The following is a 14,160-nucleotide window of genomic DNA, read 5'->3' as shown; positions in this document are numbered from 1 at the left end:
GCATTGTCTTTGTCTCGCTTAAAATCATACCACAAGATAAGCTAAAAAAATAACAGCAATAAATACGAATGTAGCTCGTCTTGCCACTACCCAACAGTTTCTTTCTGTAGTCTCTTCCATGCTCAACCTTTTAAGTACCAACAATAATCCACGATGATCTTTACTTTAGCTACTTGCATTAAGTATCAATATACAATACAAAATCCAATAAAAATGATAGATTCCCACTAAAATATTTTTTATAATGCTTCGAATTTTTGAAAATGTACACGCAAATGACAAAAATAGTTTAGGAGCATGACTTCACAAAACGCACAAAATTTTTAATTGGTTCTCGTTCAGTCTCAAAATTATTTTCTGGAGCAGACATATCACGATAACCAAGTGCCATACCACAGATAATATGCCGTTCAGAAGGTACGGATAAAAGCGTCCGTATTTGCTCATGATAATCCGCAAAAGCAGCTTGGGGACACGTATCTAATCCAAATCCACGCGCAGCTAACATAAAGGTTTGCATAAACATGCCCAAATCAAGCCAGCTACCAATTTCCATATCGTTATCCATCGTGAACAAAAGGCCAACAGGTGCGCCATAAAATAAAAAATTTCGCGCCTTTTGGCGAAGCATTTTATCCTGTTCGCCTTTCTGAATTCCAAGACTCTTATAAAGATCTAAACCAATTTTTCGACGCCGAGAAAGATAAGGTTCGCGCCACTGACGTGGATAATAAGAGTGTTCACGCTTTCCTTGTACACCTAATAGCGTAAGTTGTGAAAGTTCCTGCCCTACTTTCTGCAATACTTCTCCTGTCAAAACAATCACTTGCCAAGGCTGAAGATTTGTTCCAGATGGTGCCCGCGCTGCAAATTTTAAGATTTCCTCGATCGTTTTCTGCTCAACCTGTTGATCAGTAAAAGCTCGAATAGACTTTCTTGATAGAATAGATTGAAAAATATCAATGGTAGAATCTGCCATTATTTTTACTTTCTCTTTATAGAAAAAGAAACATTATAAAATATATTTATCTTTAATAAGATAAATCTTTTTCAAAAAATTATGTTAATATAATTTTCTTATTATAATCATTGATGACATTTTAAAAATGTTTACGCAATTTTATATTTTTTCTTTTTTTAAATTTAAGAATTATTTCCTACAATCATATCATTATTATCACTACCTATTCTTAAAATACTAAATAACCACCCCAGAAACTTAAAGATAAATATCACCTTATTTATCAGACTAAGAATTTCATCCGTCTTAAAAATATTATATGAAACTTCTTTGATCGCTTAGTAAAACTTACATTTCTTGTATAAACAAAAGATCATTTCATGATCTTTAATGAGCATAGATTCTATCAATAGCCATTGGCTAAAAACGAATAAAGATTACCCACCTGAAAACTCATTATTTTCTGGACCATTTTGGAATACTTTTGGCTCTTTATCGAATAGAACTAATTACAAAAATTACTTAAAGCGATAATCGCCTTTATAGGCTTTATAATTACTTATCAGAAAAAATTTTCTATTTCTGCATTCCAAAACTAAAAAAAACGCCCAAATATTCTTTAGACGTTTTTATATTTCTTTTCAATGTATATTAAAGTTATTCAACAGCTACATCGGCTGTCATATCCGCTAACATCGCCTTAGCCGTTTCATTATTGCTAGATTTGCGTTGCTCATCCAAAATCAAATCGTCACGAATTGTTGCAATACGACGTATTTGAGCAATTGTACCACCTGTACCCGCTGGAATAAGCCGGCCAACAATAACATTCTCCTTAAGCCCTTGCAAAGTATCAATCTTTCCGGAAACTGCTGCTTCAGTAAGCACCCGAGTCGTTTCCTGAAATGATGCGGCCGAGATAAAGGATGGCGTCTGAAGTGATGCCTTTGTAATCCCCAGAAGTATAGGATTACCGGATGCAGGTTTTTTACCTTCTGCAATTAAATTATCATTCGTTTCATCCAATTCAATGCGATCAACATTGTCACCTGGAATATAACCAGAATCCCCAGATTCAGTAATTTCAACCTTCTGTAACATCTGACGAACAATCACTTCAATGTGCTTATCATTAATCAAAACACCCTGCAAACGATAAACTTCCTGAATTTCATTAACAAGATAAGAAGCTAAAGCTTCAACACCTTTAATCGCCAAAATATCATGAGGTGCTGGATTACCATCAAGGATATAATCCCCTTTTTCAATCTGATCGCCCTCTTGAAAGTGGAACATCTTACCTTTCGGAATGAGATATTCTACTGGCTCGAGAGTTTCATCATGCGGTTCAATGATGATACGGCGCTTATTCTTGTAACCACGACCAAATCGAACTGTACCATTAATCTCAGCAATAATAGCATGATCCTTTGGACGCCGTGCTTCAAAAAGCTCAGCAACACGCGGCAAACCGCCCGTAATATCTTTGGTCTTAGCGCTCTCCATTGGCAAGCGCGCAATAACATCACCCGCCTTAACGTAAGCACCGGGCTCAACGGAAAGAATAGTATCCACAGACATCATGTAACGCGCTTCACTGCCTTTGTACAACTTGGCAACGGTCTCACCCTCTTTGTCTGTGTGAATAACAATCGCTGGTTTTAGATCAGCTCCCCGTGGATTAGCACGCCAATCGATCACCAAACGTTTTGTAATACCTGTAGATTCATCAGCTGTCTCAGTAACTGATAAACCATCAATCATATCTTCAAAACCAACATAACCATCAACCTCAGTCAAAATTGGACGTGTATAAGGATCCCATTCCGCAATACGCTGACCACATTTTACCATATCGCCATCATCAACAAAGATACGTGCACCATAGCTAATACGATGCACAACGCGCTCTTTGCCAGACTCATCCTTGATAAGAACAGCCACATTACGACCCATAACTACCAAATGACCTTCAGAATTGCGAACCACATTGCGATTACGAATTTCTACTGTACCCTCATAAGACGCTTCTAAATAGGAAGAATCGACAACCTGTGCTGTTCCACCTAAGTGGAAAGTACGCATAGTGAGCTGAGTTCCAGGTTCACCAATTGACTGAGCAGCAATAACGCCCACAGCCTCCCCCTGGTTGACTGGCGTTCCACGCGCCAAATCACGACCATAACACTTAGCGCAAACACCAAAGCGCGTTTCACATGTTAAAGCAGAGCGTATCTGAACAGACTGAATACCAGCTTCCTCAATTTTAACGACATCAGCCTCTTCGATCATCGCACCACCCTCAAGGATAACTTCACCAGAAACTGGATGTAAAATATCAACGAGTGCCGTACGACCAAGAATCCTCTGACCAAGTGATGCAACAATCTGTCCTGCATCAACAATCGGCTGCATAGTAAGACCCTTCACAGTACCACAATCAACGGCTGAAATAATAGCATCTTGCGCAACATCGACAAGACGTCGTGTTAAATAACCAGAGTTAGCAGTTTTCAAAGCAGTATCAGCAAGTCCTTTACGCGCACCGTGAGTCGAGTTAAAGTACTCATTAACGGTTAAGCCTTCTTTAAAGTTAGAAATGATCGGCGTTTCGATGATTTCACCTGATGGTTTTGCCATCAATCCACGCATACCCGCTAATTGTCTCATCTGATTAGCAGAACCACGCGCTCCAGAATGAGACATCATATAAATCGAATTCATTTGTCTTTGACGACCTGTTTTAGGATCAAACTCAACCGCCTGAATACGCTTCATCATTTCATCTGCAACGCGATCAGTACATTTACCCCAAGCATCTACGACCTTGTTATATTTTTCACCCTGCGTAATCAAACCATCATTATATTGCTGTTCATATTCTTTAGCCAAAGCTTCTGTTTCTGCAACCAACCGTGACTTGCTATCGGGGATAACCATATCATCTTTACCAAACGAAATCCCAGCACGACAAGCATGAGAAAAACCAAGCTGCATAATACGGTCACAGAAAATAACTGTTTCTTTTTGTCCACAATGCCGATAAACTTGATCGATCATTTTAGAAATGTTCTTTTTGGTCATTTCCTGATTAACAATATCAAAAGCAATATTGGGATTTTTTGGTAAAAGCTCACCAATAATTAAACGACCCGGTGTCGTATCATAAAGTTTTGCAACTTCTTTACCATCCTTATCAATATTTTTAAAACGGCCTTTAATCTTCGTATGAAGAGTCACAATCTTATTTTCCAAAGCGTGATGGAGTTCACCCATATCAGCAAAAGCCATCCCTTCACCTGGCTCCTTTTCAGAAACAATCGAAAGATAATAAAGACCAAGAACCATATCTTGTGATGGAACAATGATTGGCGCACCATTAGCTGGATGAAGAATATTATTAGTAGACATCATCAAAACACGGGCTTCAAGTTGAGACTCAAGAGAAAGCGGTACGTGAACCGCCATCTGATCGCCATCAAAATCCGCGTTAAAAGCTGTACACACCAAGGGATGAAGTTGTATAGCTTTTCCTTCAATCAACACAGGCTCAAAAGCTTGAATTCCTAAGCGGTGGAGGGTTGGTGCACGATTCAACAAAACTGGATGCTCACGAATGACTTCATCTAAAATATCCCAAACTTCTGGATGCTCCTTTTCAACAAGCTTTTTTGCCTGTTTGACTGTTGATGAATACCCTTTCGCGTCAAGTCGTGCATAAATGAATGGCTTAAATAATTCGAGAGCCATTTTTTTTGGAAGACCACATTGATGCAATTTTAATTCAGGACCTGTCACAATAACGGAACGACCCGAATAATCGACACGTTTCCCAAGCAAGTTCTGACGAAAACGCCCCTGTTTACCTTTAAGCATATCTGAAAGTGACTTTAGTGGACGCTTATTCGCTCCAGTAATCACACGACCACGGCGTCCATTGTCAAATAGCGCATCAACGGCCTCCTGCACCATACGCTTTTCATTGCGCACAATAATTCCAGGAGCACGCAACTCTATCAGTCGTTTTAAACGATTATTTCGGTTTATAACACGTCGATAAAGATCATTCAAATCTGACGTCGCAAAACGCCCCCCATCAAGTGGAACCAATGGGCGCAGATCAGGCGGGATAACTGGGATCGTTTTCATGATCATCCATTCTGGCTTATTGCCAGATTCAAGAAAGTTTTCAACAATCTTGAGCCGTTTAATCAGTTTTTTCTGTTTCAATTCCGAAGTTGTCTCAGCCAATTCAGCACGCAAACCACCTGCTATTTTATCTAACTCCATCCCAGCTAGAAGCTCATAAATAGCTTCAGCACCAATCATAGCTGAAAATTGATCTTCCCCAAACTCATCAACAGCGAGCATATACTCCTCTTCAGACAAAAGCTGATGAAGCTTAAGAGATGTTAAACCCGGTTCCGTTACAATATAATTTTCAAAATACAGAACTCTTTCGATATCCTTCAAAGTTAAATCCAGAAGAGTAGAAATACGCCCGGGCAACGATTTGAGAAACCAAATATGCGCTACTGGTGCGGCAAGTTCAATATGCCCCATACGCTCACGACGTACACGCGAAAGAGTAACCTCTACATTGCATTTTTCACAAATAATACCCTTATATTTCATGCGTTTATATTTGCCACATAAGCATTCATAGTCTTTAATAGGACCAAATATACGCGCACAAAAAAGACCATCACGCTCTGGCTTAAACGTTCGATAGTTAATCGTCTCTGGTTTTTTGATCTCACCATACGACCAAGACAGAATCTTCTCAGGACTCGCAATTGAAATACGAATAGAGTCAAATGTCTGCGCTGGTACCTGAGTATTGAAAAGATTCATGACCTCGTGGTTCATGCCGTTCTCCTTCAAAGATTCCTAAAGCTATTGTAATAGCTCTTTTTTATACCGCAGTTTTACTCGAAAACTCTACTTTTAAAACTGCAGTGCTATCTCAATAGAAACTTCTTTATTGTCGCCTATCATGACAATAAGAGCACACTGGAAACAGTGTGCTCTTCAATTAATTATTCTGCTGTATCAGTTAATAATTGCTGTGAAATAAGTGAGCGAGCATCTCCAAGCTCAACATTAAGACCAAGAGAGCGCATTTCCTTAACAAGCACATTAAAACTTTCAGGTATACCCGCCTCAAATGTATCGTCACCGCGCACAATCGCCTCATAGACTTTCGTTCGCCCAGCTACATCATCTGATTTAACTGTTAGCATTTCTTGCAATGTATATGCAGCACCATATGCTTCAAGCGCCCAGACCTCCATTTCACCAAAACGCTGCCCCCCAAATTGCGCTTTACCACCTAATGGTTGCTGCGTAACAAGCGAATAAGGACCAATCGAACGTGCATGTATCTTATCATCAACAAGGTGGTGCAATTTAAGCATATAAATATAGCCAACCGTCACTGGACGATCGAAAGGCTCACCAGTACGACCATCATAAAGCGTAACCTGCCCTGAACTATCCAAACCAGCATCTTCCAACATCATGTTGATATCGGCTTCATGAGCTCCATCGAAAACAGGCGTCGCAATCGAAACACCTTTCCTCATCTGAAGCGCCAATTTAAAAAGACTTTCATTATCATACTGACGCACTGGTTCATTATGGTCATTATCAGGAATAAGATTTTCGATACGCTGCCGCAAAGGAAGTATATCCCCAGTCTCTTGATACAAATCCAATAAATCGCCAATTTTTCTGCCCATACCTGCGCAGGCCCATCCAAGGTGTGTCTCAAGAATTTGACCAACATTCATACGACTCGGAACGCCCAATGGATTCAAGACGATATCAGCATGCGTCCCATCTTCAAGAAACGGCATATCTTCCACTGGAAGAATACGCGATACAACACCTTTGTTACCATGACGCCCTGCCATTTTATCGCCAGGTTGAATTTTGCGTTTTACAGCTACGAAAACCTTGACCATCTTCATGACACCGGGCGGCATCTCATCGCCCCTTTGAATTTTTTCAACTTTATCCATAAAGCGACGCTGCAACGCCTCTTTCGATTCATTATACTGTTTGTGCAGAGCCTCAATTTCATTCTGAAGCTTTTCATCATCAACAGAAAATAGCCACCACTGTGACCGCGGATAATGACTCATTACTGAATGGTCAAGCTTCTTACCTTTTGAAAACCCTTTTGGACCGTCTACTGCAAATTTGTCTTTCAACATATCCGCAAGTCGTGCATAAACATTTCGATCAAGAATTGACTGCTCATCATCACGATCTTTAGCTAAACGTTCAATTTCTTCACGTTCAATTGCCATAGCACGTTCATCTTTTTCCACGCCATGACGATTAAAAACACGAACCTCAACAACAGTACCAAAAGTTCCGGGAGGCATTCGCATAGAAGTGTCACGAACATCTGATGCCTTTTCACCAAAAATTGCGCGCAAAAGCTTTTCTTCTGGCGTCATTGGACTTTCACCTTTTGGCGTAATCTTACCAACCAAAATATCACCAGGTTGAACCTCAGCACCGATATAAATAATACCGGCTTCATCAAGATTCCTTAATGCCTCTTCCGCAACATTAGGAATATCACGGGTAATTTCTTCTGGCCCAAGCTTCGTATCACGTGCAGCAACCTCAAATTCTTCAATATGAATCGAAGTAAACACATCATCAGCAACAATACGCTCTGAAAGCAGAATAGAATCTTCGTAGTTGTAACCATTCCACGGCATAAACGCCACAAGAACATTCCGCCCAAGAGCTAAATCACCAAGGTCAGTAGATGGACCATCCGCAATGATATCGCCTTTATCTATCCGATCTCCAACATGCACAAGAGGACGCTGATTGATACACGTCGATTGATTAGAGCGCTGAAATTTTTGCAAACGATAAATATCAACACCTGATTTCGAAGGATCCAAATCTTCTGTCGCACGAATAACAATACGGGTCGCATCAACCTGATCAACAACACCACCACGTTTTGCAACAATAGCAGCACCTGAATCGCGAGCAACTATTGCTTCCATACCCGTTCCAACAAAAGGTGCCTCAGCACGCACAAGTGGAACCGCTTGACGCTGCATATTTGATCCCATTAACGCACGGTTTGCATCATCATTCTCCAAAAATGGTATAAGAGCCGCAGCGACTGAAACTAACTGTTTTGGCGAAACATCCATTAAATCCACATGATCACGTGGCGCCATCAAAACTTCACCCGCGTGACGACAAACTACAAACTCTTCCGTAAAACGCCCCTCCTCATCTAATGAAGAATTGGCCTGAGCTACATAATGTTTAGATTCTTCCATAGCAGAAAGATAAATAACTTCTGTCGTCACTTTATTATCAATAATCTTGCGATATGGACTTTCAATAAAACCATATTTATTAACCCGCGCGAATGTCGCTAACGAATTAATCAGACCAATATTTGGACCCTCCGGCGTTTCAATCGGACAAATACGGCCATAATGCGTAGGATGCACATCGCGCACTTCAAAGCCTGCGCGCTCACGGGTCAACCCCCCCGGCCCAAGAGCAGAAAGACGGCGTTTATGAGTAATCTCAGACAGCGGATTGGTTTGATCCATAAATTGCGACAATTGTGAAGACCCAAAAAACTCTCGAACCGCTGCTGCTGCAGGCTTCGCATTAATCAAATCCTGTGGCATAACTGTATCAATTTCCACCGATGACATGCGTTCTTTTATTGCACGCTCCATACGAAGCAAACCAATGCGATACTGATTTTCCATCAATTCCCCAACCGATCGAACACGACGATTGCCAAGATTATCAATATCATCAATTTCACCGCGACCATCACGCAATTCAACGAGCATTTTAATAACGCCAATAATGTCTTCCTGACGCAAAATACGAACTGTATCTGGACAATCAAAATCCATCCGTAAATTCATTTTAACACGGCCAACGGCTGAAAGATCATAACGCTCTGGATCAAAAAACAATGAATGAAACATTGCTTCCGCTGTATCCATTGTCGGCGGCTCACCTGGGCGCATCACCCGATAAATATCAAACAATGCATCCTGTCGACTTTCATTCTTATCCACTTTTAAAGTATTGCGAATATATGCACCAATATTCATGTGATCAATATCAAGAATATCAATTTGATCCGCATTAACATCAAATAAAATCTGCAGTGTCTTTTCGTCAATTTCATCACCAGCTTCAAGATAAATCTCACCTGTTTGGTAATTAACGATATCTTCCGCTAGATAAGATCCCAAAAGATCATCTTCATTCACTCTAATCGCTTTTAGACCTTTTTCCGCCAAAAGCTTTGCAAGACGAACCGTTAGCTTTTTACCAGATTCAAGAACCACTTCACCACTATCTGCATCAACAAGATCAGAAACCAGCTTCATTCCCTTAAAGCGATCGACTGAATAAGGAATACGCCATCTATTCCCAGATCGTACATAAGTAACCTTATTATAAAAAGTCGACAAAATATCTGATGCATCCATACCCAATGCCATCAAAAGACTGGTAACCGGAATTTTACGTCGCCGATCAATACGAACGTAAATAATATCTTTAGCATCAAATTCAATATCAAGCCACGAACCACGATAGGGAATCACACGAGCAGCAAAAAGCAACTTTCCAGATGAGTGAGATTTTCCTTTATCATGATCAAAAAAGACACCTGGAGAACGATGCATCTGTGAAACGATAACACGCTCAGTACCATTAATAACAAAAGTACCATTACTCGTCATTAAGGGCATATCGCCCATATAAACACCTTGTTCTTTAATATCTTTGATATCTTTTGAACCGGTATCTTCATCAACATCAAACACAATTAAACGTAATATTACCTTTAATGGTGCTGCATAAGTCAAATCGCGCTGACGACATTCCTCAACATCAAATTTTGGTAAATCAAATTCGTAACGAACAAATTCGAGCATAGCCGTACCGGAAAAATCCGAAATAGGAAACACCGACTTAAAAACAGCTTGCAATCCTTTATCTGGACGTCCACCTTTCGGCTCCTCAACCATGAGGAATTGATCGTATGACGCCTTCTGAACCTCAATAAGATTCGGCATTTCTGCCACTTCAGGAATCTTACCACAAAACTTACGTACGCGCTTGCGACCATTGAATTGAGACATCATCGTTTGAGTTTGAGCCATCGTCTCTCCTCGACTTTTACTACTCAAGGCAGTTTAAACCTTGAAAGCTTTATGCCATTAACCTGCACATGCAGACCAGTTTATTTAATACCATTAGTAAGCATCACTTACTTCCATATACTCAACAATCAACCATTCATTCTTTTGGCTCTATTGTCAGAAAATTGCGACATAAACCCACTTCCTTACAGTTATTGAAACTGCTAGAAAAAGAGTTTTATCAGCACACCTCCTCTTTTAAGAAGAGAAAAATCGGCGAACGAAAACATCCGCCGATAAAATCAAACTTACTTAAGCTCAACTTTAGCACCAGCTGCTTCAAGTTGAGTTTTAATTTTTTCTGCTTCATCTTTAGAAGCACCTTCTTTAATAGGCTTAGGCGCGCCTTCAACCAAATCCTTGGCTTCTTTAAGACCAAGACCCGTAAGAGCACGAACCTCTTTAATGACATTGATTTTCTGAGCACCACCATCAACAAGAACCACATCAAATTCTGTCTTCTCTTCAGCAGCTGGAGCAGCAACAGCACCAACGGCAGCAACTGCTACAGGAGCAGCAGCCGAAACACCCCATTTTTCTTCAAGCAACTTTGAAAGCTCTGCCGCTTCTAAAACAGTAAGGTTAGAAAGGTCTTCTACGATCTTTGCTAGATCAGCCATTTTAAAATTCCTTCAATTGAAAAGTTTAAATTATTGTTTAAAACTTATCTAAAAAACAGAAAAGCAGTAAAGCCTTTCCGCAAAATAAATACAAAACAGCCCTAAGCTGCCTCGCCCTTCTGAGCATATGCACCAATAACACGTGCAACCTGACCTGCAGGTGCATTAGCGACCTGAGCGATACGGGTTGCAGGGGTAGAAATCATACCCACAAGCTTTGCTCGCAACTCGTTTAATGAAGGCAATGAAGCCAATGACTTCACAGCATCAACATTCAAACTTGTTGCACCCATTGCACCACCAAGAATCACCAATTTTCCATTGGTTTTTGCAAAATCAACAGCAACTTTTGGTGCTGTAATCGGATCTTCTGAATACGCAATAAGCGTCTGCCCAGTAAACAGATTTGCTATTGATTCAGATTCCGTACCCTGAAGAGCGATTTTAGCAAGACGGTTTTTGGCAACCTTAACAGCACCACCAGCTTCACCCATCTTTGAACGAAGATCGTTCATCTGTGAAACTGTCAAACCGGAATAATGTGCTACAACGACAGAACCAGACTTTTGAAAAGCCTCATTAAGCCATGCGACAAATTCGCGTTTTTCCGCTCTATTCACGCTTTTTCTCCATTTAACAGGCTCATTTTAAACAAACCTATCGGTTACCTTTGATAGTATGAAAACTCTCCACACCATCGACGAGGATCCTGTCCCCTTCTTCACGCACAAACGATCAAAAGTAACCCTGGTCTAAACTCTTCAAGTTTTATTAACTTTCAAAGTCTTCACCCCAGTCTCATGTAGGTTTTCTTCTGATTAAGACACCAAAGGCATCACCCACAATCTCGGACAGGACATTCCGGAATCTCTTCCGGCATGACCCGAGCTTAATAAAGCTCAGATAACTGGTGCCGACAAAAAACCGACACCCAAAATACAACTGCAATATTCACACACCCTTGAAAAATCATAAGTTCAACCGACCTACTCTGGACGAACCGTTGCAGGATCAATTTTGATTCCAACTCCCATCGTTGAAGAAACTGCTACACGCTTAATATATTCACCTTTTGCACCCTGCGGTTTGGCTTTAATGACTGCATCAGCAAAAGCTTTTATATTTTCTACTATCTTCTCAACACCAAAAGAAGCCTTACCAATACCAGCGTGTACAATACCGGCTTTTTCAACACGGAATTCAACAGCACCACCTTTAGACGCCCTAACAGCACCAGCAACATCAAGCGTCACAGTACCAACTTTCGGATTAGGCATCAAACTCCGCGGACCAAGAATCTTACCAAGACGGCCAACAAGAGGCATCATGTCTGGCGTTGCGATACAGCGATCAAAATCAATCGATCCACCGTTAATGCTCTCAAACAAATCTTCAGCACCTACAATATCCGCACCAGCAGCCCTAGCCTCCTCCGCCTTCTCACCACGCGCAAAAACAGCAACACGAACATTTCGTCCTGTTCCATTAGGCAAATGAGCAACACCGCGAACCATCTGATCCGCATGACGCGGATCAACACCTAAATTCATCGAAATTTCAATCGTTTCATCAAACTTAGCAACCGCACGTTCTTTAACCATCGAAACAGCATTCGTTAAGGCATGGAGTTCATTGAAATCAACACCTTCACGGATTTTCTTTATTCTCTTTACTACTCTTACCATAACATTAGTCCACCACTTCTAAACCCATAGAGCGAGCAGAACCCTCAACCATACGCATCGCCGCTTCAATGTCATTTGCATTAAGATCTTTCATCTTTGCTCCCGCAATCAAACGAATTTTATCGCGAGAAATACCCCCAACAGATACCTTACCAGGCTCCTTTGAACCAGACTTCAAATTAGCTTCCTTCTTCAAGAAAAATGATACTGGAGGGGTCTTCAGAGAAAATGTAAAAGATTTATCTTGATAATAAGTGATGACTACAGGTATCGGTGCACCCTTCTCCATCTCCTGTGTAGCCGCATTAAATGCTTTACAGAACTCCATGATATTAATACCACGCTGCCCAAGAGCGGGACCAATTGGAGGAGAGGGAGTAGCAGACCCTGCTGGAACTTGCAATTTTAACTGACCTATACTTTTTTTTGCCATAATAACCTGCCTTTTGCTGGTACGAACATACTAGCAATTCATCATGCTAAACACCCGTTCCCGTTTTGTGGTACGGCTCATCATGTCGGCAAAAGCCATAAAATCACCTTCCACAATATCATTAAAGTGATTTAAAATCACTTCAAACCGAATCAGAGCTTCTCAACCTGACCGAATTCCAAATCAACAGGCGTCGAACGCCCAAAAATTAGCACTTCAACCTTAAGACGAGAGCGTTCTTCTTCAACCTCTTGAACAATGCCATTAAATGATACAAAAGGTCCATCAGCCACCCGAACTTGCTCACCAACCTCAAACATTACAGAAGATTTCGGAGACTCAACGCCCTCCCGAACCTGTTGGAGAATCTGCTCAGCCTCCACATCAGAAATAGGAACAGGCCGCGCATCTGAACCCAAAAAACCTGTCACTTTAGGCGTATTTTTAATGAGATGGTAAACCTCATCTGTCAACTCAGCACGGATAAGAACATAACCAGGAAAAAATTTACGCTCAGAATCAACTCTACGACCACGACGAACTTCAACAACTCGCTCTGTTGGAACAAAAATCTTTTCAATAAAACGATCCAATCCTTTTTGTTTCGCTTCCTTGTTAATAGCTTCCACTACCTTCTTTTCAAAGTTTGAATACGCTTGAACAATATACCAACGAGTAGCCACAGTCACACTTCCTTGCACCATCAACCAAAAAGATATTTAAGGAGATCAATCCCCCCCCACACACCAAAATTTATAACCTGATCTACAACAAAAAAGAAAACCGACGCCACTACTGTCATCACCAACACCATAACAGTAGATATCATTGTCTCACGACGCGTAGGCCATTTCACTTTAGCTGTTTCTGCACAAACCTGCTTCAAAAAGGTTATTGGATTGGTTCTAGACGCCATCAGTTACACTATATTCTTTCTAACTCTGTGCAATTTACACAACAAATAAATATAGAAAAAACGCAAAAAGCTACCCCTTAGCTTTACGCAACTTTTCTACTCTTTATTCAATACCGATTCATAAACAAAAAAACAAGCCCTATACAAAAAAGAAACGAAGGCAATCTAAAAATCACCTCAAAACTTAACACATACATGGCAGGGGCAGCAGGGCTTGAACCCGCGACCTGCGGTTTTGGAGACCGCCGCTCTACCAACTGAGCTATACCCCTAACTTTTGATAAAAAAACACCCCAAACACACATTAAGCAATCAACC

At 40.8% G+C, this 14,160-nt stretch carries 9 protein-coding genes and 1 tRNA gene; all 10 read right to left on the bottom strand.

All coding sequences use genetic code 11. The features are described 5' to 3' along the window. Nucleotides 1-289 precede the first annotated feature (289 nt). The 10 genes from NPX98_RS04700 to NPX98_RS04655 all read right to left on the bottom strand — a co-directional run bounded on the left by NPX98_RS04700 (nt 290) and on the right by NPX98_RS04655 (nt 14,114). The gene (locus NPX98_RS04700) at nt 290-979 is read right to left on the bottom strand and encodes a nitroreductase (RefSeq protein ID WP_269022999.1); all 690 of its coding nucleotides are present in this window, start codon (nt 977-979) and stop codon (nt 290-292) included. Between the two features lie 639 nt (nt 980-1,618). Then, nucleotides 1,619-5,830: a DNA-directed RNA polymerase subunit beta' gene (gene rpoC, locus NPX98_RS04695; protein WP_269022998.1), complete on the bottom strand. Its 4,212-nt coding sequence runs from the start codon at nt 5,828-5,830 to the stop codon at nt 1,619-1,621. A 170-nt stretch (nt 5,831-6,000) separates the two neighbouring features. Continuing rightward, a complete protein-coding gene (gene rpoB / locus NPX98_RS04690) occupies nt 6,001-10,149 on the bottom strand; it encodes a DNA-directed RNA polymerase subunit beta (RefSeq protein ID WP_269022996.1) in 4,149 nt (1,382 codons plus the stop codon). 287 nt (nt 10,150-10,436) lie between these two features. Beyond that, nucleotides 10,437-10,808, bottom strand: coding sequence for a 50S ribosomal protein L7/L12 (gene rplL, locus NPX98_RS04685; protein ID WP_269022994.1), 372 nt, complete (start codon nt 10,806-10,808; stop codon nt 10,437-10,439). A 101-nt stretch (nt 10,809-10,909) separates the two neighbouring features. Continuing rightward, nucleotides 10,910-11,428 carry a 50S ribosomal protein L10 gene (gene rplJ / locus NPX98_RS04680; protein WP_269022992.1) on the bottom strand — a complete coding sequence of 173 codons (519 nt, stop codon included), beginning with the start codon at nt 11,426-11,428 and terminating at the stop codon, nt 10,910-10,912. A 366-nt stretch (nt 11,429-11,794) separates the two neighbouring features. Next, nucleotides 11,795-12,493 carry a 50S ribosomal protein L1 gene (rplA, locus tag NPX98_RS04675; RefSeq protein WP_269022990.1) on the bottom strand — a complete coding sequence of 233 codons (699 nt, stop codon included), beginning with the start codon at nt 12,491-12,493 and terminating at the stop codon, nt 11,795-11,797. A gap of 4 nt (nt 12,494-12,497) precedes the next feature. Next, the gene (rplK, locus tag NPX98_RS04670; RefSeq protein ID WP_269022989.1) at nt 12,498-12,926 is read right to left on the bottom strand and encodes a 50S ribosomal protein L11; all 429 of its coding nucleotides are present in this window, start codon (nt 12,924-12,926) and stop codon (nt 12,498-12,500) included. A 152-nt stretch (nt 12,927-13,078) separates the two neighbouring features. Then, complete coding sequence (nusG, locus tag NPX98_RS04665; RefSeq protein WP_269023158.1) at nt 13,079-13,609, bottom strand: transcription termination/antitermination protein NusG; 531 nt, start codon at nt 13,607-13,609, stop codon at nt 13,079-13,081. A gap of 20 nt (nt 13,610-13,629) precedes the next feature. Next, a complete protein-coding gene (secE, locus tag NPX98_RS04660) occupies nt 13,630-13,842 on the bottom strand; it encodes a preprotein translocase subunit SecE (protein ID WP_269022987.1) in 213 nt (70 codons plus the stop codon). Between the two features lie 196 nt (nt 13,843-14,038). Beyond that, a tRNA-Trp gene (locus NPX98_RS04655) sits at nt 14,039-14,114 on the bottom strand. Nucleotides 14,115-14,160 lie beyond the last annotated feature (46 nt).

This window comes from Bartonella sp. A05 (assembly GCF_026930145.1).
Classification (GTDB): Bacteria; Pseudomonadota; Alphaproteobacteria; order Rhizobiales; family Rhizobiaceae; genus Bartonella.
Note: the sequence above shows the minus strand (reverse complement) of the source record. Positions and strands in the feature narration are given on the sequence as shown.

Bases quoted from the DNA above. Each gene is read 5' to 3' on its own strand.
- NPX98_RS04700 (WP_269022999.1), bottom strand. From the start codon at position 979: ATGGCAGATTCTACCATTGATATTTTTCAATCTATTCTATCAAGAAAG.
- rpoC (WP_269022998.1), bottom strand. From the start codon at position 5,830: ATGAACCACGAGGTCATGAATCTTTTCAATACTCAGGTACCAGCGCAG.
- rpoB (WP_269022996.1), bottom strand. From the start codon at position 10,149: ATGGCTCAAACTCAAACGATGATGTCTCAATTCAATGGTCGCAAGCGC.
- rplL (WP_269022994.1), bottom strand. From the start codon at position 10,808: ATGGCTGATCTAGCAAAGATCGTAGAAGACCTTTCTAACCTTACTGTT.
- rplA (WP_269022990.1), bottom strand. From the start codon at position 12,493: ATGGTAAGAGTAGTAAAGAGAATAAAGAAAATCCGTGAAGGTGTTGAT.
- rplK (WP_269022989.1), bottom strand. From the start codon at position 12,926: ATGGCAAAAAAAAGTATAGGTCAGTTAAAATTGCAAGTTCCAGCAGGG.
- secE (WP_269022987.1), bottom strand. From the start codon at position 13,842: ATGGCGTCTAGAACCAATCCAATAACCTTTTTGAAGCAGGTTTGTGCA.